The sequence below is a fragment of the Burkholderia sp. AcTa6-5 genome, assembly GCF_017815075.1.
GTDB classification, from domain to species: Bacteria; Pseudomonadota; Gammaproteobacteria; order Burkholderiales; family Burkholderiaceae; genus Burkholderia; species Burkholderia sola.
Window position 1 is genome coordinate 201,387 of sequence record NZ_JAGIQE010000012.1, and the last position, 20,101, is coordinate 221,487.

Consider the following 20,101-nt stretch of genomic DNA (forward strand, 5'->3'; position numbering starts at 1 on the left):
CGTCATGAAAAAATGTATCGGCAAACCAGTGCCACAGTGGGATCTGGCGCATCGCTTGCTGATCAATCGAGCCGTTGGTCCAGATGTCCAGGATTTCGGTGCAACGTTCAGCGTCAATTCAACTTATATGGATGTAATCGAGCCGTCTTTTCTCGAACGGCAGTGGTTCATTACTGGCGCTGTACTGGCCTTTTTGGGTATGGGAATTGGTCCATACGTCTATCTTCTAACGCACGCCGATCCAGCTCCTGCGTTTTGGATGTTTGTATTTAATTGCCTAGCGATTGTGCCTGTCGTCCTTTTCGGTTCGATAGTCTGGAAACTTGGGCGCGGCCTGTTCTTTGGTCTCCGCTATCGCCCGATCCGTTTCCATCGCGAAGCTCGCAAGCTTTTTGCGATTCGCGCACGACGCTTTTTCGCGAAACCCGGCGAAGGTGACATCGTTTGGGAAGCACCGTGGACGGAAGATTCGATCTTTTGTCTGCACCGCGAAGACACGTCCTTCGGCACGATTTTCCACATTCGGCACTATACGGTCGACGACCACGGCAATGTCACTCGCGTGTTCTCGATAGGTCGGGAATGGACCGGCAAGCAGCAGGTTGAAATGGCACTCGCGCAGTGGAACTACTGGTGCGCGTACATGAACGGCGGGCCGAACGGTTTGCCCAAACCGATGCTGTTTCACACGCAGCGCGAGACGCCACGCGAGTCGTTCCTGTTTTCTCTGTATAGCTTCGGGATGCGCGCGCCGGTCTTCATTCGTTTGCTGATGATGCCGCTGATTCTGATCTTTACCGTCATGCGAATCATTGCGAATGCGACCTGTCGCGATCCTGTCTGGCCTGCCGCCATCGAGCAAATTTCCGCGATCGCGCCCGATGATCTTTACGCGGAACCGCGCTCAGGGACGCCTGTCGGATGGGGAGACACTGTGTTGGCCCAGCAGCGCGGCGAGTATCCGAATGGGTCGAAAGCGCGGGTCGAAGACTGGAGGGGTGAACCCGACGGCGGAATGTACGCGGCAGCTTGGCTCGAGAATCCTGCTGCCAACATGGCAAACTCGGCAGTGCGAAGCTAACGGTGCTTGACGAAGAGGATTTCCGGCATGATTGAAAGGCACATCGTAGCGGCGCTAACCACGGCACTTGTGTTGTTCGCTGGATGCTCGTCAAGTGCATCTGCGAAATACGATGCAGCGGAAGAAGCGGTCAAATCAGCATTGGTCGATGCCCAAGACATCGATTTTTTTGATTTATACGAAAACACGCTTGATTTGCACGGGATAAGTTCGACGCCGAACTACACGCGCACGTTCATTTGCGGATACGTCACCTACAAAAATCGGGCCGGCCAGCTGGTTCGCGCGCGTTTTATCTATGTGACCCGTTCGGATGATCCGTCACTTGCCGACTATGGCCCGCTCAGCCTGGAGAAGCCTGAGCTGAATTACGGAATTCGTGATGAGGACAATGGAGGCAGGTACGCGACCGCGTTCGAATTCTCCGGATGGAATCGAATTTGCGCCAATGCTCGGCATCCGAAAACTTTTAGCGGAGTCGCTCCGAAGAGCGACGGTTGACCTGGATGCGGGACCGATCAGGTCTTGCTTGTTCAACGGCATGACAATGCAAACGATGCGGAAAGGATGATGAAGGATGAAAACGGACGTGGCGTGATCCGCCTGAATGACAAGACGACGCACGGTGGCCACGTGATCACCGCGAGTGACGATCTGAAAGCGCAGGGCATTCCCGTCGCGCTCGAAGGGCACCTGACCGAATGTCCGAAGTGCGGCGGGCAGTTCAGGATCATTCCCCAAAACAGTACGCGCAACCATCACGGTACGCCGGTAGCCTTTCACGATGATCCGACGGAGTGCGGAGCGCGACTGATTTCGTCGCTTGAATAGAGGTCATCGCGTATGGGCGGTTCGGTAGATCCGATGAAGGAAACGGCATTGATCGGCGAATCGTCGCCCGACGCGCAGGTTGTGCATCATTGGCTTTATTTGAACCGGCTACGCCACTTCCCGGAGCCTGGCAAGCGCACGCGGGCGGAACGGCTAGCGGAAATCGAACATCTCTATGACCGACACGTCGTCGGCCCGGCGATTCTCGACGCCGAGGCGGCCGAATCTCTCCCGTCGTACGGCCCGCGGCATGAAGTGATCCGGATGCAGCCATACGGCCCACAAGGAGGATTGCGCAAACTTATCTTCGTCGGCCCGACACTCGTGCGTTCCGACCGACTAGGGCTGTAGCTGAATGGATCACCTGCTGTCGCATTACGAATATGAACTCGGGTTGTTCGCGCGGGCACTCGGCGATTTCGCGATCCGCTATCCAAAGATCGCGGCTCGGCTCGGCATCCAGAGCGGCCGAAGCGACGATCCGCATGTGGCGCGTCTGATTCAAACCTTTTCGTTTCTGGCCGCACACCTCGATTCGAAGCTGGCCGACGACTATCCCGAGTTCACCGAGGCGCTGCTCGAGGTCGTCCACCCCCACTATCTGCGCACTGTACCGTCGTGCGCGATTGCCTCGGTCGAACCACGGACGATCGTCGGTCAACTGACGGAGCCGATCATCGTGCCGCGAGGCATGGCGTTGAATGCGCGCACCGCCCCGATACGGTTCCGGTCGGCCTACGACGTGACCCTCTCGCCATTGCAAATCCGGTCCGCGCGGTATGCCCCGGCGATGCTGGCGCCGTCGGCCGTGAGATTGCCGACAGACGCAACCGGCGTGCTGTCGATCAGCTTCGCGTCGGCTGCCGGTCCATTCACGGCGGCTATTCCGGACGGGCCTGTCCGGATCTATCTTTCCGGCGAACGGCCGTTCGTCTCGTCGCTGCTGGACGCTTTGCTGCTGCGCGCGGCGGCCGCGTATGTCGAGGTCGATCAATGTGGGCGCTGGCGGGCCATATCGAAGGTGCCGTTCGAACCGGTCGGTTTCGCCGATGACGACCGCTTGCTGCCGGACAACCGAACCACCAGCCGCACCGCGACCACCTACCGCTACTTGCTGGAATACTTCGCGTTTCCCGAACTGTTCGATTTCGTCGATCTCGACATCGGCCGCGTGCGGCGGGCAGCAAGCGCTCCCGACGCTCGGGAACTAACGTTGCACGTCGTATTGCGCGATACGCCTGCCGACTCGGTCGCCGCGCTGGCGCTTGCATCGCTGGACGCGGCGGCGTTCAAGCTGTTTTGTACGCCCGTCGTGAATCTCTTTTCTCAACCGGCCCTGCCCATTGTGTTGAAGGGGCAGGACGCCTATCCGGTCCAACCCATGCGACTGGCGAAACATTCGCCGCTGGGCGTGTATTCGGTCGACGCGGTCTATCTCGGCGAGTTATCAAGGAAGAAGGACAAAGACGAGGACGTATCGCTCGACAGTGATCGGCCTAGAACCCTGGTGCGGCCCTATCAGGCGCTGAGTCACGATCCGCGCCCGGATTCGGCGGCGGTCTATTGGGTTGCGTTTCGTGACCGCGATGCGGGATCGCACGGGCGTCAATCCATGATGCTGTCGCTGGTCGGACTGGACGGACAGTCGGTCCGGCCAAAGCTGCCCCAAATCGATGTGGTGACGACGGTGACAAACGGCGACTTGCCGGCGCGCTTGTCGATCGGCAATCCGGTGGGCGATTTGCTGCTCGAAAGCAAGGCGCTGGATTGTCCGATCCAGTTGATTACCCGACCGACGTTGACGGCTGATCTGCCGCGTGGCCACGGTGCGTTGTGGCGCGTGTTGTCGACGCTTGCGCCGCATCCGCTGGACCTGACGCGGGACGGGTTATCGGGGCTGAAAGCATTCCTGCGGCTTCACGCGGTGCGCACGACGCCGTTCGCGCTGCGCTGCATCGACGCGATTACCGAACTGGACTACAAGCCGGCAATGAAATGGATGTCGCTGGATAATCAGTTCCCGTCGTTCGTGCGCGGCATCGAAATCATGTTGTCGCTTGACGAGACCGCGCTGCGCGAAGTCAGCCTGGTCGTGTTCACGAAGCTGCTCGAACGGTTCTTCGCGCCGTACGGGCCGACGAACAGTTATGTCCAACTGGTGATCCGTTCGGCGCAGACCGGCCAGGAATTGACGCGAGGCGCGGCCATGCCCGGTACGCAGCCGCTGATCTGAACGCATCGGCCAGGATTCTCGTCATGAGGCGGCGGGGTGATCCGGATCAGCCCTGACCAAGCGCTCGACCGTATGTTGTCTGACCCGGGTGGGCGGCGCAACGCTGCCGATCGCTTGCATTACGCGCCAGTATTCGACTGCCCCTGCAACCACGCACAGAACTGCGCGACGAGCGGATCGTCGGCCGGCGCGCCCGGCGCGATCCACCAGTAGCTGCGCGTCGCGATACGCGGCCCGTCGAGCGGCATCACCAGCCGCCCGCTCGCGAGTTCGTCGTCGATCAGCGGCAACGGGCCGAGCGCGACGCCCAGCCCGTCGACCGCCGCCTGCAGCGCCAGGTAGAAGTGGTCGAACGACTGCCGCTTGCGCCCCTTCATCGCGACGCCGGCCGCCGCGAACCAGTCGCGCCAGCCTTCCGGCCGCGTATCCGAATGCAGCAGCACGTGCCGCGCGAGATCGTCGGCCCGCGTGATCGGCGCGCGCTTGAGCAGCGCCGGGCTGCACACCGGAATCACGCTTTCGTCGAGGAAGTGGCCGCTCGTGCAGTTCGGCCAGTGGCCGGGCCCGCGGCGGATCGCGACGTCGAAGCCGTTCAGCGTGTCGAGCGGCGCGTTCGACGTCGACAGCTTCAGCTCGACGTTCGGCACGTCGCGCTGAAACCGCGACAGGCGCGGCAGCAACCATTTCATCGCGAAGGTCGGCAGCGCGTTGATGCGCAGCACGCGCGCCGCGCCGGTGTTGCGCAACTGCTCGGTCGCGTGCGCGATGCTGTCGAACGCCGCGCGCACGGTGTCCAGGTAGCGGCGGCCTTCGTCGGTGAGCTTCACGCGCTTGCCGTAGCGGTGGAACACCGGCTTGCCGAGCCACGCCTCGAACCCGGCGATCTGCCGGCTGATGGCACCGTGAGTCACATGCAGCTCGTCGCCGGCGGCACTGAAGCTTTCATGTCGTGCCGCGGCTTCAAAGGCCCGAAGCGCGGAAAAGGGCGGGAGATCGCGTGCCATGCTTGTGATTCTAGATCACAAGGGCGCGCCGATAAAATCGTTTTGCCGGAATCCTGAACGGCGGTAACCTCGGTTCACCGTTTGATGAGGAGCCCCATGCAATCCGCTTTGCCGCCCGCCTTCCCGCCGCCTGCCGAGTCCCCCCGCAGCGTCGGCCTCGCCGAGCTGTTCACCGGTTTCCTGTCGCTCGGCCTGATGTCGTTCGGCGGCGCGTTGCCGTTCGCGCGGCGCACGATCGTCGACGAGCGCAAGTGGCTCTCCGCCGACGAATTCACCGATCTGCTCGGCCTGTGCCAGTTCCTGCCGGGCGGCAACGTGATCAACCTGTCGGTCGCCGTCGGCATGCGCTTTCGCGGCGTCGCCGGCGCGTTCGCCGGGATTCTCGGGCTGATCGCCGGCCCGACGCTCGTCGTCGTCGCGCTCGGCGTGCTGTACGCGAAGACGCAGAACGATCCGCGCGTGCAGCACCTGTTCGCGGGGCTCGCGGCGGCGGCGGCCGGGTTGCTCGTCGCGATGGCCGTGAAGGTCGCGAAGCCGCTGCTTCGGGCGCCGCGCACCGCGGCGGCGATTGCGGCGCTCGCATTCGTCGCGATCGCGGTGCTGCGACTTCCGCTGCTGACCACGATGCTGGTGCTGACGCCCGTCAGCATCTGGCTCGCGTCGCGCCGCCGCGAGGCCGGCGCGCCGCGGCCGGTGCCGGATGCCGCGCGAGACACGCACGATGCGCACGACTCGCCCCACACGCAACAGGAGCGCCGGCCATGAGCGACACGCTGATCGCCATCGCGACGATCTTCAGCCAGTTGTCGCTGCTCGCGTTCGGCGGCGGCAACACGATCCTGCCGGAGATGCAGCGGCAGGTCGTCGACGTGCACCACTGGATGAGCGCGCACGAGTTCACCGCGCTGTTCGCGCTGGCCCAGGCGGCGCCCGGGCCGAACATGATGATCGTGTCGCTGGTCGGCTGGCACGTGGCCGGCTGGGCCGGGCTGCTCGTCGCGTCGGTCGCGAAGTTCGGGCCGTCGTCGATCGTGACGGTGCTCGCGCTGCATGCGTGGGAGCGCTTTCGCGACCGGCCGTGGCGCCGCTACGTGCAGCAGGGGATGATGCCGGTGACGGCCGGGCTCGTCGCGGCCAGCGCGGTGCTGATTTCCGAGGCGTCGAACCGCACCGCGATCCAGTGGGGCATCACGGCCGCATGCGCGGTGCTCGCGTGGCGCACGCGCATCCATCCGCTGTGGCTGCTCGCGGGCGGCGCGCTGATCGGGCTCACGGGCATCGGGCAGTGAACGGCGCACAACCGCCCTCCCGTGCGCGATACTGGCGCGACTTTTCACGGGAGGATCGATGGATCTCGACGGCGCCAGCCGCAATCTCACTGTCGCCGCATTGCTGACGCTGTCCGGCGGCTACCTCGACGCGTACACGTACGTTGGCCACGGCCACGTGTTCGCGAACACGATGACCGGCAACGTCGCGCTGCTCGGCATCAACCTGTCGGCCGGCGAATGGGCCGCCGCGCTGCATCACGTGCCGCCGCTCGGCGGCTTCGTGCTCGCGGTGTTCGTCGCGCATCTGCTCGCCCTGGCCGCGCAGCGCGGCTGGATGCGGCATACGGCGTTCGTGAGCCTGATCGTCGAAATCGCGTTTCTCGGCGTCGCCGCGAGCGGCGTCGTCGGCGCGTCGAGCGCATGGCTGATCCCGGGCATCTCGTTCGTCGCGACGCTGCAGACGCTGTCGTTCACCCATCTCGAGGCACTGTCGTACACGTCGGTGATGACGACCGGCAACCTGCGGCGCGCCGCGCAGAAGCTGTTCGTCGGGCTGATTCCGCGCTACGACGCGGGCGCGCTGCACGACTCGGCGCTGCTCGCGACGATCAGTTTCTGTTTCCTGGGCGGCGCGGTGGTCGGCGGCCTCGTGACGCGGCTCGTGCCGGACATCGCGCTGTGGGGCGCCGTGCTGCTGCTCGTCGGCGCGTTCGCGGAAATCGTGCGGCGTGCGTGGCGTCGCGCGGGGAACGGCGGTGCGGGTGGCGCGGGCGGTCAGGGTGGTCAGGGCGACAGCAGCGACGGGGCGACGCAAACGGCCTGACGGCAGGCTGCAACCCGCAACCCGCCGCAACGATCGCACCGGCGATTTCTCCGCGATCCGCGTGACCACGCCGCACCATCGCCGAACCTTGCAGCGCCGCGCGTGCCCCCCGGCGCCGGCGCCCACCGTGCCGCCGCCGCACGAAAACACGCCCCGCGCGGGAAACGTTGTTCCCGGACGACAATCGCGCGATTGCCGCGCATTTCAATTTCTTTCAGCCTCCGTACTCATCCTATGATTCACCCCACGTCGCGCGCGCCATGAGCGCGCCGCGATCGCCACCCGGCTGCGCACGCGGCCGGTCATGAATGGAGACACCTAAAAAAGGAACGCTCATGAAGCAGACCACCCGACTCGCAGTCATCGCAGGGGGCGCGGCGCTGGCCTTCGCCAGCCAGTACGCAGCAGCACAAAGCTCGGTCACGCTGTGGGGCGTGGCCGACGCCAGCATCCGTTACCTGACCAACGCCAACGCGAAGAACGACGGCCTGCTGTCGATGACCAACGGCGCGATCACGAACAGCCGCTTCGGCATCTACGGCACGGAAGACCTCGGTGGCGGCCTGAAGGCCGTGTTCAACCTCGAGAGCGGCGTGAACCTGCAGAACGGCGCATTCGCCGACAGCGGCCGCCTGTTCAACCGCGCGGCGTACGTCGGCCTGCAGAGCCCGTACGGCACCGTGACGCTCGGCCGCCAGAAGACGCCGCTGTTCGACCTGCTGGCGGATACCTACGATCCTCTGACCGTCGGCAACTACCTCGAAAACGCATGGTTGCCGGTCGCGCTCGGCGGCGGCCTGTATGCGGACAACCAGATCAAGTACACGGGCAAGTTCGAGGGCCTGACGGCGAAGGCGATGTACTCGACCGGCACCAACTACGAATCGACCGGCGCCGGCGGCTTCTCGGGCCAGATTCCGGGCTCGCTCGGCAAGGGCAATGCATGGGGCGTATCGCTGTCGTACGTGATGGGCCCGCTCAGCATCGCGGCCGGCGCGCAGCAGAACAGCGACAACTCGGCGCGCAAGCAGACGATCTACCACGCGAACGTCGTGTACGCGTTCAGCAAGGCGAAGATCTACGCGGGCTACCTGCGCTCGAAGGACGACACGGGCTTCGTCGACAGCCTGCTCGCGCAGCAGTCGATTCCGGTCGCGAAGGGCACCGGCCGCATCGACGACGGTCCGTTCGCGGGCGTGAGCTGGCAGGTCAGCGCGCCGCTGACGCTGACGGGCGCGTTCTACTACGACCACATGCGCAATGCGATGACCACGAACGGCACGCTCGCGAGCGGCAACCGCTACGCGATCGTCGGCATCGCCGAGTACGCGCTGAGCAAGCGCACCGAAATCTACGGCACCGTCGACTTCAACAAGACGAACGGCGCGGCGAACGTCGAGCTGCCTGGCCGCAGCAACCAGACGGGCATCGCGATCGGCCTGCGCAATATCTTCTGACGAACGTCGGAACGCGTGCGCCGGCTTCGTCCGGCGCGCATCGAAGAGGCTCCGCGCGGAGCCTCTTTTTTTTCGTCACGCGACCTTCATACGCGCAACCGATTATTCGGCAAACGCTCCATTGCGCCAGGCCCGCGCCGTAAGCGATCCGTCGGCGATCCAGAACACACTTTTACAGTCCGCGCGCGGGCTTTCCGCTACGCTGCGTGCATCGCGCGTGGCATGCCGTCAGGCGTGCGCGTGCGTCGTTCCGGTCGCGCGCCGCGAGCGCGGGCGGCCTGTGCGTAACTTGTGTATCCGGCGATGACAAACGCGGTCCGCCGGTTTCTTTCGTGGGACGATGCGCTCACGATTTTCTTGAAAGGGGATGACGATGGGTATCCTGAACGTTGTGGGCGAAATCGCCGGCGCAGTGGCTGCCGTCGAAGGCGTGGAAAAGGTGGATCCGGATGCGGGCCTGCTGACCAAGGCGGCCGCGGCCGTCGCCGGTTTCAAGGGCGCGGAGGCGATCGAAGGCCTGCTCGAGAAGAAGGACGAGCAGCCGCAGCAGGCGGACGATACGCAGGCGACGGACGGCAGCGACACGTCGCAGGCATGAGCATGGCGGCCGGTCCGGCCGCGGGCGCGCCCTTCGCGCGCCTGGGCCGACCGGTGCCGCGCAATCGGCAGGTCGGGCATGCGGTCGATCGGTGACGCATGGCACAACCGCCAGCCGGTTTGACCGGCGAGAGGCCACGTCTCTCGCCGTTTTTTATTGGACGCGCGGCACGCACCGCGCGCCGCACGAATCCCCGAATCTTGCTATCGTCACCCCATCCGAACTGCGATGAGGGAATGCGATGGATTTCGACTACGACCTGTTCGTCATCGGCGCCGGCTCGGGCGGCGTGAGGCTCGCGCGCATGTCCGCGTCATACGGCGCACGCGTCGGCATAGCGGAAGAAGAGCAGATCGGCGGCACCTGCGTGCTGCGCGGCTGCATCCCGAAGAAACTGCTGGTCTACGCATCGCATTACCCGCATGAACTCGACGACGCGAAGGGCTTCGGCTGGACCTTCGGCGCCGGCACGCTCGACTGGCCCGCGCTGATCGCCGCGAAGGATCGCGAGATCAACCGGCTGAGCGACATCTACATCAGCCTGCTGCGGCAATCGGGCGTCGACATGCACGCCGGCCGCGCGACGCTCGTCGATGCGCATACGGTCGCGATCGGCGATCGCTCGATCCGCGCGCGCCACATCGCGATCGCGACCGGCTCGCGGCCGTCGTTGCCGCCGCGGCCCGGCATCGAACATGCGATCACGTCGCGCGAGGCGCTGTCGCTCGCGACGTGCCCTAAGCGCATCGCGGTGGTCGGCGGCGGCTATATCGCGGTCGAGTTCGCGGGCATCTTCAACGGCTTTGGCAGCCACGTCGACCTGTTTTATCGCGGCGAAAAAATCCTGCGCGGCTTCGACGACGACGTGCGCCAGTTCCTGACCGACGAGATGACGAAGCAGGGCGTCACGATTCACCCGCGCGCGGTGATCGAATCGATCGAGCGCGCGGACGACGGCGCGCTGTTCGTGCGTGTCGGCGACGCGCGGCACGGGCCGTACGATCAGGTGCTCTATGCGACCGGCCGCGTGCCGAACGTCGACGGGATCGGGCTCGAGCAGGCGGGCATCCTGCTCGATGCACGCGGCGCGATTGCCGTCGATGCGTATTCGGCGACGTCGGTGCCGTCGATCCACGCGATCGGCGACGTCACGTCGCGGCCGCAGCTCACGCCGGTCGCGACGCGCGATGCCGGCTTGCTCGCGCGCACGCTGTTCGGCGGCTCGCGCGTGGCGGTCGATCACGCGTACGTGCCGTCGGCCGTGTTCAGCCAGCCGGAGGTCGCGACGGTCGGCCTGACCGAGGCCGATGCGCGTCGCACGCTGGGCGACGTCGACATCTACCGCACGTCGTTCAAGGCGCTGCGCCACACGCTGTCGGGCCGCGACGAGCGCACGCTGATGAAGCTCGTCGTCGCGCGCGACAGCCAGCGCGTGATCGGCGCGCACATGGTCGGCCGCGACGCGGGCGAGATCATCCAGGGCATCGCGATCGCGATTCGCGCGGGCGCGACGAAGACGCAGTTCGACGACACGATCGGCATTCATCCGACCGCGGCCGAGGAGTTCGTGACGATGCGGCAGAAGGTGGGCGACTAGCGGGAAGCGGGCGGCCGCGTTTTCAACGCGGCCGTGTGTCGCGGGCGTACGCCGCTCAATGCACGCCGAACGCGTCCAGCAGCCGATACCAGCTCATCGCGAGCACCAGCGCCGGCGTGCGCAGCGCCGCGCCGCCCGGGAAGTCGCGATGCCGGATCTTGTCGAACAGGTCGAAGCGGCTCGCCTGTCCGTCGATCGCCTCGGCGATCAGCTTGCCCGCGAGCGCGGTCGTGTTCACGCCGTGCCCCGAGAACCCCTGCGCGAAGTAGGTCGTCGGCGTGATGCGGCCGAAATGCGGCGCGCGGTTCATCGTGATGTCGACGAAGCCGCCCCACGCATAGTCGACCTTCACGTCCGCGAGCTGCGGGAACGTCTTCAGCATGTCCGCGCGCATCGCCGCGGCGAGATCGCGCGGCTCGCGCGTCGAATAGCTGACCTTGCCGCCCCACACGAGCCGCGTGTCGGGCGCCGGCCGGAAATAGTCGAGCACGAAGCGGCTGTCGCAGATCGCCGCGCGCGCGGGCATCAGCGCGGCGGCGCGCGCTTCGCCGAGCGGTTCGGTCGCGATCACGTAGGTGCCGACCGGCATGATCTTCTTCGACAATGCGGGCGCGAGCGTGCCGACGTAGGTGTTGCACGCGAGCACGACGAAGCGCGCGCGCACGTTGCCGCTGCTCGTCTCGACGACGTGGCCGCCGGACACGTCGCGCACGTGCGTCACGCAGCTGTCCTCGTGGATGCGCACGCCCGCGTCGGTGGCCGCCCGCGCGAGACCGAGCGTGTAGTTGAGCGGATGGAGGTGGCCACTGTCGGGGTCGTACAGGCCGCCGCAATAGCGGGCCGACTGCACGTAGTCGCGGAGTTCGTCCGCTTCGACGAAGTGGAAGCGGTCGTAGCCGAAGCGCTTCGCGGCTTCGTCGCGCCAGCGTTTCAGCGCATCGGCGTCGCGCTCGGTGTTCGCCGCGGTCAGGTAGCCGGGCACCAGCGCACAGTCGATGTCGTGCCGCGCGATGCGCGACTTCACGAGCGACAGCGTTTCGAGCCCCATGTCCCAGATCCGCTTCACGTCGCCTTCCGGCATGAATTGCGCGAACGTGTCGATGTCGCACGCGAAGCCGCCGATCAACTGGCCGCCGTTGCGGCCGCTCGCCGCCCATCCGACCCGCGACGCTTCGAGCACGGTCACCGAATGGCCGCGCTCGGCGAGGTTGAGCGCGGCGGACAGGCCCGTGAGGCCCGCGCCGATCACGCATACGTCGGCGTCGGTCGAGCCGGCGAGCGGCGCGTGGCGGGTCGTGTCGTTGGCGGTCGCCGCATAGTACGACGCGACGTGCGGCTGGTTGGCGAATGTCTGCATGATGAGGAGGGCGGAGTGAGAGGGCTCAGAACAGCTCGCGCACGCGGTGATACAGCATCCCGAGCTCGAGTGCCGGTTGCCGCCATGCGTCGCCGCCGGGAAAGCGCCGGTGACGCACGCGTGCGAACAGATCGAACGCGCGCGTGTCGCCCGCGATCGCGCCGGCGACCGCGCGTCCGGCGATCCCGGTGAGCGCGACGCCGTGCCCGCTGAAGCCCTGGACGTAGAAGAAGTTCGGATCGATCGCGCCGAAGTCAGGCGCGCGGTTGCGCGTGACGTCGACGAAGCCGCCCCACGCGTGCTCGACGCGCACGTCGCCGAGCTGCGGGAACACGCCGACCATGCGCTGCCGGATCGCTTCGGCGAGCGCGGCGGGCGACGCGCCGGCCGAATTCGCACGGCCGCCGAACAGCATCCGGTCGTCGGCCGACAGCCGGAAGTAGTCGAGGAAGAAGTTGTTGTCGCACACGGCTTCGCGTCGGGCGATCAGCGCGTCGGCATGCGCGCGGCCGAGCGGCTCGGTCGCGATGATGTAGGACGCGATCGGCGCGATGCGCGCGGCGGTCGCGGCCGGCAGCACGCCGCCGGGGCCCGCATTGCAGCACGACACGACGAAGCGGCAGCGCACTTCGCCGGATGGCGTGCGCACGACCGGCCGCGCGCCGCGCACGACGTCGAGCGCGGGCGTGTGCGCGTACAGCGCGACGCCTTCGCGGCGCGCGGCATCGGCGAGGCCGAGGCAATACTTGAGCGGATGCAGGTGGCCCGACAGCGGGTCGTGCACGCCGGCCAGATAACGCGTCGACGCAATGCGCGCGTGGATCTCGCCGGTATCGAGCCACGCGAGCGACGGGTGGCCCCAGCGCGACGTCGCGGCATTCATCCACGCGCGCAGGTCGTCCACGCGGCGCGGCTTCGTCGCGACGGTCAGGTAGCCGCGCGTGAAGTCGCAGTCGATCCCGTAGCGCGCGATGCGCTCGGCGATCAGCGCGACGCCGTCGAGCGACAGCGACCACGCGGCGCGCGCACCGTCGGCGCCGAGCTGTTTCTCGATCACCTCGTCTTTCGCGAAGCCGGTGATCGCCTGGCCGCCGTTGCGGCCCGACGCGCCCCAGCCGGGCCGGTGCGCATCGATCACCGCGACCGACAGCCCGCGCGTGCGGCAGTCGAGCGCCGTCGACAGGCCCGCGAAACCGGCGCCGATCACGCAGACGTCGACGTCGATCGCATCCTCGAGGATCGGATCGTCGGCCACGGGTCGTGTGGCCGTGGCTTCGTAATACGAGTCGCGCGCGAGCGCCTCGGCGCGGCGGGTGAAAGACTGCGTCATGAAACTGACTCCTCGACAAGGCTGCGAACGGCGCGCAGCCGGAAAACGGCGCGGGACGCCGTGCGTGCGGCACGGCGCCCCGCGCGTGCTGCATCAGAACGAATAGATGAACTGCGTCGCGAGCAGGTCGTTGGACTTGCCGTACGACCCGTCGTTGCGCAGGAACACCTTGTTGTTCGCCCAGTCGTGCCGGTATTCGACCTTCACGGTGATCTGCTGGGTCGGATAGAACAGCAGGTCGAGCGCGACGTCCTGGCGCACCGCGCCCTTGCACTCGAAGCCCAGGCCGCCGCCGGCCTTCGACTGCGCGAGGCAGTCCGCATCGACGCCGAAGCCGTTGCTCGGGTCCATCCCGTTGCCGTTCAGCGCGATGCCGCCGCCGCCGCCGCCGTTCTTCGAGTTCGCGAGCAGGTCGTAGCGCAGCGTCACGCCCATGCGGCCGACCACCGGTGCGTTGAACTTGCGGTGCGCGAGCAGCGACAGCCCGTACCACTGCGCGAGCCCGCCGTTGAACGCGGCATGCTGCTGCCGGCCGTAGTCGACTTCGGCGTTGTACTGAATATCGGCGAGCGTGTAGGTCGCGTCGAGTTCGCCGAAGAAGAACGAACCGTACCCGCTCGGCGCCGCGCCGCCCGGGCCGTAGTGGACGACGCCGTCCGAATCGATCGCACTCGACAGCGTCTGCCGCCCGATGTTGAACGAGCCGCCGAGATCGAGCGCGCTCGACCACGTGTAGTCCGCGCGCGCGGTGAAGGTCGGCACCTTGTTGCTCGTGGTGATCGGGTCGCCGAGCGCATTGGTGCCCGTCTGCGTGACCGAACCGTAGGTGCGGTACTGCTCGTTGCCGAGGAAGAACTTCCACGCCCAGGCGCCCTTCGTGTAGTTCGCGCCGACACCGACGTAGCTGCCCGGATCGGAGAAATCGTACAGCAGGTTGTGCGTGAGCGTGAGCATCTGGTTCGACTGCTGCACTTCGTAGCCGCCGAAGCTCGGGATCAAACCGGCGACGAGCGTCGTTTCCGCGGTGATCGGCACGTTGATGACCGCGGTGTTCAGCAGGTTGTCGGTGATCGAGCCGCGCGAGTTCTGCAGCAGCGTGATGCCGTTGCCGCGGTTCGGCATCAGCGTGATTTCGGCCGACGGCGCCATCGGGCCGACGCCGAACGTCTTCTTGATGTCGAGGTAGAGGTCGCCGAACGTGCTGTTGAAGTAGTTGTACGCGTTCTCGTGGTTCGCGAACAGGAACGACGACGTGCCGGCCGCGCGGTTGTAGATGTAGGTCGGATCGATGTAGCCGGTGACCGACAGGCCGGCGAGCGGGCCCGTGGTGGCCGCGTCGGTCAGCGAGTCGACCTTCAGCTGCTGGTTCGCGATCTGCTGCTTCATTTCGCTGACCTCGTCGTTGGTCAGCGTGGCGCGTGCGCGGCCGTAATCCGGCGAGCCCGGATCGGCGGCGACCGCGACCGCGTTGCCGCCGCCGGCCATGCCGCCGCTCGCGCCGCCCTGCTTCGCGGCGAGTTGCGCCTGCATCGCCTTCATCTGTTTCTGCAGCGCCGCGACCTGCGCCTGCAGCGCCTTGATTTCGGCGGAGGTGGAACCGGCCAGCGCGACGCCCGGCAACGCGCCGGCCACCAGCAGGCAGATCAGTTTCTTCTTCATTGCGGATTCTCCTAGTCGTGCGCCTGTCAAAACGGGATCGAATCGCGCCCCCCCCCGGGGCGGCGCGTCATGCTTGTCTGCACTGCTTGTTATCGTTGAAGGAGTCGAGCGTTCACGCCATCGCGAACGCGGCCTTCAAGTCGGCCATCCGGCGCCGCTCGCGCGCGATCATCATCCGGTTCACGACGATCACGCCGATCGTCACGGCCGTGATGAACAGCGTCGCCAGCGCATTCATCTCGGGGTTCAAGCCCAGGCGCACGCGCGAGAACACCACCAGCGGCAGCGTCGTCGAGCCCGGCCCGGACAGAAACGCCGACAGCACCAGATCGTCGATCGACAACGTGAACGACAGCAGCCACCCCGACAGCAGCGCCTGCGAGATCAGCGGCAGCGTCACCACGAAGAACACCTTCAGCGGCGTCGCGCCGAGATCGAGCGCGGCCTCCTCGAGCGACTTGTTCATCTCCTTCACGCGCGACTGCACGATGATCGCCACGTACGACACGCACAACATCACGTGGCCGATCCAGATCGTCGCCATCCCGCGCCCCTTCGGCCAGCCGAACATCTGCTCCAGCGCGACGAACAGCAGCAGCAGCGAGATCCCCTGGATCACCTCCGGAATCACCAGCGGCGCGTTGATCATCCCCGTGTACAGCGTGAAGCCCTTGAAGCGGCCGAAGCGCGCGAGCACGAAGCCGGCCCACGTGCCGATCACGACCGACGCGGTGGCCGTCAACAGGCCGATCTTCAGCGACAGCCACGCGGCGGTCAGCAGCTCGTCGTCGTCCAGCAGCGCCGCGTACCACTTCAGCGAGAAGCCCGACCACACCGTCACCAGCTTCGATTCGTTGAACGAATACACGACGAGGCTGATGATCGGGATGTACAGGAACAGGAAGCCGAAGGCGAGAACGCCCGTCGACAGCGGTTTGCTCGGCTTGATCATTTCGCGTCCTCCAGTTCCTTGACCTGGTAGTACTGGAACAGCGCCATCGGCACCAGCAACAGCAGCACCATCGCGACCGTCACCGCGGACGCCATCGGCCAGTCCATGTTGTTGAAGAATTCATCCCACATCACGCGGCCGATCATCAGCGTGTCGGCGCCGCCGAGCAGTTCGGGAATCACGTACTCGCCGACCGCCGGGATGAACACCAGCAGGCTGCCGGCGATGATCCCGTTCTTCGACAGCGGCAGCGTGATGCGCGTGAACGCGACCCACGGTTTCGCGCCCAGGTCGTACGCGGCTTCGAGCAGCGTCAGGTCCATCTTCACGAGGTGCGCATAGAGCGGCATCACCATGAACGGCAGGTACGAATAGACCATTCCGATGTAGACGCCCGCATCGCTGTGATAGAGCCGCAGCGGCGTGTGGATGATGCCGAGCGCGATCAGCGTGTGGTTCAGCAGGCCGTCGTCCTTCAGGATGCCGATCCATGCGTACACGCGGATCAGGAACGACGTCCAGAACGGCAGCATCACGGCCATCATCAGCACGTTGCGGCGGTTCGGCTCCGAGCGCGCGATGTAGTACGCCATCGGATAGCCGATCAGCAAACACAGCACTGTCGACACGGCAGCCATCTTCAGCGAGCTGAGGTAGGTCGCGATGTACAGGTCGTCCTGCAGCAGGAACGCGTAGTGCGACAGCTGCAGCGCGAAGTGCACGACGCCGTCCTTGAACTCGACGAGCGACGTGTACGGCGGGATGCCCATCACCTGGTCGGCGAAGCTGATCTTCAGCACCAGCACGAACGGCAGCGCGAAGAACACGGCCAGCCACAGGAACGGCACGCCGATCGCGACGGTGCGGCCCGACGGCAGCAAGCGCGACAGCGCGGCGAAGCGGCGGCGGCGGGCGTGACCCGCGCCGGTGCGTGCGGCGCCGGTCGACACCGGCGCGGAAGGCGTGGAAGCGGAGGTTCTCATCGTCGCGTCCTCATTGCGTCAGCACGACGCCGCTGGCCGGCGACCACGACACGAACACGTCGTCGTTCCACGCGGGCGCGCCGTCGTTCATCAGGTGCGAGCTCGACAGATTCGACACCACCGTCTTGCCGCTCGGCAGACGCACGTGGTACAGCGAGTAGCTGCCCATGTACGCGATGTCGGTCACCACGCCGCGCGCCCAGTTGTGCCGCGCGCCCGGCTTCTCGCGCGACACGTGCACGCGCTCCGGGCGCACCGAGATGCCGACCGGCATCCCGAGCGGGCCGGTCACGCCGTGGCTCACGTACATGCGGTTCTCGAGATCGTCGCTTTCGACGAAGATGTGATCGGGCTCGTCCTCGACCACGCGCCCCTCGAACAGGTTGGTCGAGCCGATGAATTCGGCCGAGAAGCGGCTGTTCGGGTATTCGTACACTTCGCCGGGCGAGCCGATCTGCACGATCTTGCCTTCGCTCATCACCGCGAGGCGGCTCGCCATCGTCATCGCCTCTTCCTGGTCGTGCGTGACCATCACGCAGGTCACGTCGACCTTCTCGATGATGTTCACCAGTTCGAGCTGGGTTTTCTGGCGGATCTTCTTGTCGAGTGCGGACATCGGCTCGTCGAGCAGCAGCAGCTTCGGGCGCTTCACCAGCGAGCGGGCGAGCGCGACGCGCTGCTGCTGGCCGCCCGACAGCTGATGCGGCTTGCGCTTCGCGTACTTGGTCATCTGCACGAGCGCGAGCGCATCGGCCACGCGTTCCCTGATCTCGTTTTTCGGCGTGCCTTCCTGCTTCAGGCCGAACGCGACGTTCGATTCGACCGTCATGTGCGGGAACAGCGCATACGACTGGAACATCATGTTGACCGGGCGGCGGTACGGCGGCAGCGACGCGAGGTCCTCGCCGTCGACGAAGATCTTGCCGGAGGTCGCCGTTTCCAGCCCGGCGAGCATGCGCAGCAGCGTGGACTTGCCGCAGCCCGAACTGCCGAGCAGCGCGAACAGCTCGTTCTTCGCGATCGTCAGGTTCACGTTGTCGACGGCCGTGCTGTCGCCGAATTTCTTCACGACGTTTTCGATGCGCACGAACGCATCGTTTTGCGTACGGGGTGCGGCGGCAGGTTGGGTCTGGCGTGCAGCAGCGGAAGAGGGTATCGATTGCATGGGAGTCACCATTCGTTCTTCACGGATTGCAGGCGTGAGCGTCCCCACGCGAGGCGCGCAACGCGACTCGCGAGCAACGGCTCGTGCCGGATGGAACAGCGCGCGTGGCGCGCGGGCGGACGGAGGTCCGCGAATGTCAGGCGGGCAGGCGGACCGCGATGCCTGCGCCGCCGTGAGGCATCGCGATCAGTGGCCCGTCTTCAATTGGGCCCACAGACGGTTCTCGAGGCGCAGGATCTCGGCCGGCATCGGCTTCATCAGCACCATCTTCTTCAGCACGTCTTCGGGCGGATAGACGGTCTGGTCCTGCGCGACGGCCGGCGTGACGAACTGATGCGCGGCTTTGTTCGCGGTCGGGTAGAACACCGTGTTGGTGATCGCCGCGTTGACCTTCGGGTCGGAAATGTAGTTGATCCACTTCAGCGCGGCCTCGGGGTGCGGTGCATCCTTCGGGATCACCATCACGTCGAACCACAGCAGGCCGCCTTCCTTCGGATTCGAGAACTTGATGTCGTACGAACGCTTCGCTTCGGCCGAGCGGCGGTGCGCGATGCCGACGTCGCCCGACCAGCCGAGCACGACGCATACGTCGTTGTTCGCGAGGTCGTTGATGTAGCCGGACGAGTTGAACTGGGTGATGTACGGGCGGACTTTCTTCAGGACTTCGAACGCAGCCTGGTAGTCGCCGGGGTTCTTGCTGTTCGGGTCCTTGCCCATGTACTGCAGCGTGGCAGCGAACACGTCGACGGCCTGGTCGAGGAACGACACGCCGCAGCTCTTCAGCTTCTCCATGTTGGCCGGATCGAACACCAGCGCCCAGCTGTCGACCGGCGCCTTGTCGCCGAGCGCCTTCTTCACCGCCTGTGCGTTGTAGCCGATGCCGTCCGTGCCGTACGCCCAGGGCACCCCGTACTGGTTGCCCGGATCGGCATCCGAGATCATCTTCATCAGCAGCGGGTCGAGGTTCGCGAGGTTCGGAATCTTCGACTTGTCGAGCTTCTGGTACACGCCGGCCTGGATCTGCTTGGCCATGTAGTTCGACGTCGGCACGACGATGTCGTAGCCGGAGCTGCCGGCCAGCAGCTTCGCCTGAAGCGTGTCGTCGCTGTCGTAGTTGTCGTACTTGACGTGAATACCCGTCTGCTTCTGGAAGTTCGGGATCGTGTCCGGCGCGATGTAGTCGGACCAGTTGTAGACGTTCAGGTCCTCGGCATGAGCCGACGGACTGGCGACCGACGTGAACGCGGCCACCGCGGCAAGGGCCGCGATGGAACAGGCTTGGCGAAGTAAGCAGGCACGCATGGTGGAATTCCCTTGGGTGATGGCGGCGTGCGGCGCCCGCCGCACGCCTGTAGGCAAAACCGTTACGAAATACCCAGTTGCTGGGCGGTGGCATCGACGGCCTTCTTTGCCTTCGACACGAGTTCATCGATTTCCTGGCGCGAGATCACGAGCGGCGGCGACAGCAGCATCCGGTCGCCGGTCGCCCGCATGATCAGGTTGCCGTTGAAGCAGAAGTCGCGGCAGATCGTGCCGACGTCGCCGCCGTTCGCGAAGCGGCGGCGTTCGGCCGGCGCTTCGGCCAGTTGCAGGCTCGCGACCATCCCGTGCCCGTGCACTTCGCCGACGATCGGATGACGCGCGAAGGTTTCGCGCATCAGCGCCTGGAAGTACGGGCCGGTGTCGGTCTTCACGCGCTCGACGATCCCCTCGTCGCGCAGCAGCTTCAGGTTCGCGACCGCGACGGCCGCCGCCACCGG

Annotated in this window: 20 protein-coding genes; 11 read left to right on the forward strand and 9 right to left on the reverse strand. The window is 65.9% G+C overall.

The annotated features are described in order from the left end of the window. The first annotated feature begins 4 nt into the window (after positions 1-4). From J8I33_RS18250 to tssF, 5 genes are all read left to right on the forward strand, one after another. On the forward strand, positions 5-1,081 hold the full coding sequence (locus J8I33_RS18250; protein ID WP_235356236.1) for a DUF6708 domain-containing protein: 1,077 nt from the start codon (positions 5-7) through the stop codon (positions 1,079-1,081). Positions 1,082-1,108: 27 nt separating this feature from the next. Beyond that, positions 1,109-1,582, forward strand: a complete 474-nt coding sequence (locus J8I33_RS18255; protein ID WP_209928111.1) for a hypothetical protein — start codon at positions 1,109-1,111, stop codon at positions 1,580-1,582. 69 nt (positions 1,583-1,651) lie between these two features. Next, complete coding sequence (locus tag J8I33_RS18260; RefSeq protein ID WP_050014342.1) at positions 1,652-1,912, forward strand: PAAR domain-containing protein; 261 nt, start codon at positions 1,652-1,654, stop codon at positions 1,910-1,912. A 33-nt stretch (positions 1,913-1,945) separates the two neighbouring features. Beyond that, positions 1,946-2,263, forward strand: a complete 318-nt coding sequence (locus tag J8I33_RS18265) for a hypothetical protein (RefSeq protein WP_209928107.1) — start codon at positions 1,946-1,948, stop codon at positions 2,261-2,263. Between the two features lie 4 nt (positions 2,264-2,267). Continuing rightward, positions 2,268-4,145 carry a type VI secretion system baseplate subunit TssF gene (tssF, locus tag J8I33_RS18270; RefSeq protein ID WP_209938474.1) on the forward strand — a complete coding sequence of 626 codons (1,878 nt, stop codon included), beginning with the start codon at positions 2,268-2,270 and terminating at the stop codon, positions 4,143-4,145. 119 nt (positions 4,146-4,264) lie between these two features. Here the strand turns inward: tssF and J8I33_RS18275 are convergent, their stop codons facing one another. Then, positions 4,265-5,149, reverse strand: a complete 885-nt coding sequence (locus J8I33_RS18275; RefSeq protein WP_050014276.1) for a transcriptional regulator GcvA — start codon at positions 5,147-5,149, stop codon at positions 4,265-4,267. Positions 5,150-5,245: 96 nt separating this feature from the next. On the opposite strand from J8I33_RS18275, the gene J8I33_RS18280 reads away from it, so the two are divergent. The 6 genes from J8I33_RS18280 to gor all read left to right on the forward strand — a co-directional run bounded on the left by J8I33_RS18280 (position 5,246) and on the right by gor (position 10,895). Further along, positions 5,246-5,914: a chromate transporter gene (locus J8I33_RS18280; protein WP_176017039.1), complete on the forward strand. Its 669-nt coding sequence runs from the start codon at positions 5,246-5,248 to the stop codon at positions 5,912-5,914. Next, on the forward strand, positions 5,911-6,438 hold the full coding sequence (locus J8I33_RS18285; protein ID WP_050014278.1) for a chromate transporter: 528 nt from the start codon (positions 5,911-5,913) through the stop codon (positions 6,436-6,438). The genes J8I33_RS18280 and J8I33_RS18285 overlap by 4 nt, the downstream gene beginning before the upstream one ends. Before the next feature lie 58 nt (positions 6,439-6,496). Further along, on the forward strand, positions 6,497-7,243 hold the full coding sequence (locus J8I33_RS18290) for a YoaK family protein (RefSeq protein ID WP_050014279.1): 747 nt from the start codon (positions 6,497-6,499) through the stop codon (positions 7,241-7,243). 335 nt (positions 7,244-7,578) lie between these two features. Continuing rightward, the gene (locus J8I33_RS18295; protein ID WP_050014280.1) at positions 7,579-8,700 is read left to right on the forward strand and encodes a porin; all 1,122 of its coding nucleotides are present in this window, start codon (positions 7,579-7,581) and stop codon (positions 8,698-8,700) included. Positions 8,701-9,073: 373 nt separating this feature from the next. After that, entirely contained in the window at positions 9,074-9,298 is a 225-nt protein-coding gene (locus J8I33_RS18300; protein WP_050014343.1) for a hypothetical protein, read from the forward strand. A gap of 241 nt (positions 9,299-9,539) precedes the next feature. Then, positions 9,540-10,895, forward strand: coding sequence for a glutathione-disulfide reductase (gor, locus tag J8I33_RS18305; RefSeq protein ID WP_089488890.1), 1,356 nt, complete (start codon positions 9,540-9,542; stop codon positions 10,893-10,895). A gap of 55 nt (positions 10,896-10,950) precedes the next feature. On the opposite strand, the gene J8I33_RS18310 is transcribed toward gor, so the two are convergent. The 8 genes from J8I33_RS18310 to J8I33_RS18345 form a co-directional block, all read right to left on the reverse strand. Further along, entirely contained in the window at positions 10,951-12,252 is a 1,302-nt protein-coding gene (locus J8I33_RS18310) for an FAD-binding oxidoreductase (RefSeq protein ID WP_209938476.1), read from the reverse strand. 25 nt (positions 12,253-12,277) lie between these two features. Then, positions 12,278-13,582, reverse strand: a complete 1,305-nt coding sequence (locus tag J8I33_RS18315; protein WP_209938480.1) for an FAD-binding oxidoreductase — start codon at positions 13,580-13,582, stop codon at positions 12,278-12,280. A 93-nt stretch (positions 13,583-13,675) separates the two neighbouring features. Continuing rightward, entirely contained in the window at positions 13,676-15,241 is a 1,566-nt protein-coding gene (locus J8I33_RS18320) for a DUF3138 family protein (RefSeq protein WP_204383453.1), read from the reverse strand. Positions 15,242-15,353: 112 nt separating this feature from the next. Next, positions 15,354-16,193: an ABC transporter permease subunit gene (locus tag J8I33_RS18325; protein WP_050014285.1), complete on the reverse strand. Its 840-nt coding sequence runs from the start codon at positions 16,191-16,193 to the stop codon at positions 15,354-15,356. Then, the gene (locus J8I33_RS18330; RefSeq protein WP_050014286.1) at positions 16,190-17,176 is read right to left on the reverse strand and encodes an ABC transporter permease subunit; all 987 of its coding nucleotides are present in this window, start codon (positions 17,174-17,176) and stop codon (positions 16,190-16,192) included. Before J8I33_RS18330 ends, J8I33_RS18325 begins: the two co-directional genes overlap by 4 nt. Positions 17,177-17,186: 10 nt before the next feature. After that, the gene (gene potA / locus J8I33_RS18335) at positions 17,187-18,341 is read right to left on the reverse strand and encodes a polyamine ABC transporter ATP-binding protein (RefSeq protein ID WP_089488887.1); all 1,155 of its coding nucleotides are present in this window, start codon (positions 18,339-18,341) and stop codon (positions 17,187-17,189) included. A gap of 186 nt (positions 18,342-18,527) precedes the next feature. After that, the gene (locus tag J8I33_RS18340) at positions 18,528-19,643 is read right to left on the reverse strand and encodes a polyamine ABC transporter substrate-binding protein (RefSeq protein ID WP_050014288.1); all 1,116 of its coding nucleotides are present in this window, start codon (positions 19,641-19,643) and stop codon (positions 18,528-18,530) included. 62 nt (positions 19,644-19,705) lie between these two features. After that, the coding region (locus J8I33_RS18345; RefSeq protein WP_124557380.1) for an aminotransferase class III-fold pyridoxal phosphate-dependent enzyme at positions 19,706-20,101 on the reverse strand (396 nt) is incomplete at its 5' end.

Bases quoted from the DNA above. Each gene is read 5' to 3' on its own strand.
- J8I33_RS18275 (WP_050014276.1), bottom strand. From the start codon at position 5,149: ATGGCACGCGATCTCCCGCCCTTTTCCGCGCTTCGGGCCTTTGAAGCC.
- tssF (WP_209938474.1), top strand. From the start codon at position 2,268: ATGGATCACCTGCTGTCGCATTACGAATATGAACTCGGGTTGTTCGCG.
- J8I33_RS18265 (WP_209928107.1), top strand. From the start codon at position 1,946: ATGAAGGAAACGGCATTGATCGGCGAATCGTCGCCCGACGCGCAGGTT.
- J8I33_RS18285 (WP_050014278.1), top strand. From the start codon at position 5,911: ATGAGCGACACGCTGATCGCCATCGCGACGATCTTCAGCCAGTTGTCG.
- J8I33_RS18310 (WP_209938476.1), bottom strand. From the start codon at position 12,252: ATGCAGACATTCGCCAACCAGCCGCACGTCGCGTCGTACTATGCGGCG.
- J8I33_RS18290 (WP_050014279.1), top strand. From the start codon at position 6,497: ATGGATCTCGACGGCGCCAGCCGCAATCTCACTGTCGCCGCATTGCTG.
- J8I33_RS18250 (WP_235356236.1), top strand. From the start codon at position 5: ATGAAAAAATGTATCGGCAAACCAGTGCCACAGTGGGATCTGGCGCAT.
- J8I33_RS18330 (WP_050014286.1), bottom strand. From the start codon at position 17,176: ATGAGAACCTCCGCTTCCACGCCTTCCGCGCCGGTGTCGACCGGCGCC.
- J8I33_RS18280 (WP_176017039.1), top strand. From the start codon at position 5,246: ATGCAATCCGCTTTGCCGCCCGCCTTCCCGCCGCCTGCCGAGTCCCCC.
- J8I33_RS18295 (WP_050014280.1), top strand. From the start codon at position 7,579: ATGAAGCAGACCACCCGACTCGCAGTCATCGCAGGGGGCGCGGCGCTG.
- J8I33_RS18325 (WP_050014285.1), bottom strand. From the start codon at position 16,193: ATGATCAAGCCGAGCAAACCGCTGTCGACGGGCGTTCTCGCCTTCGGC.
- J8I33_RS18300 (WP_050014343.1), top strand. From the start codon at position 9,074: ATGGGTATCCTGAACGTTGTGGGCGAAATCGCCGGCGCAGTGGCTGCC.
- J8I33_RS18260 (WP_050014342.1), top strand. From the start codon at position 1,652: ATGAAGGATGAAAACGGACGTGGCGTGATCCGCCTGAATGACAAGACG.
- gor (WP_089488890.1), top strand. From the start codon at position 9,540: ATGGATTTCGACTACGACCTGTTCGTCATCGGCGCCGGCTCGGGCGGC.
- J8I33_RS18315 (WP_209938480.1), bottom strand. From the start codon at position 13,582: ATGACGCAGTCTTTCACCCGCCGCGCCGAGGCGCTCGCGCGCGACTCG.
- J8I33_RS18255 (WP_209928111.1), top strand. From the start codon at position 1,109: ATGATTGAAAGGCACATCGTAGCGGCGCTAACCACGGCACTTGTGTTG.
- potA (WP_089488887.1), bottom strand. From the start codon at position 18,341: ATGCAATCGATACCCTCTTCCGCTGCTGCACGCCAGACCCAACCTGCC.
- J8I33_RS18320 (WP_204383453.1), bottom strand. From the start codon at position 15,241: ATGAAGAAGAAACTGATCTGCCTGCTGGTGGCCGGCGCGTTGCCGGGC.
- J8I33_RS18340 (WP_050014288.1), bottom strand. From the start codon at position 19,643: ATGCGTGCCTGCTTACTTCGCCAAGCCTGTTCCATCGCGGCCCTTGCC.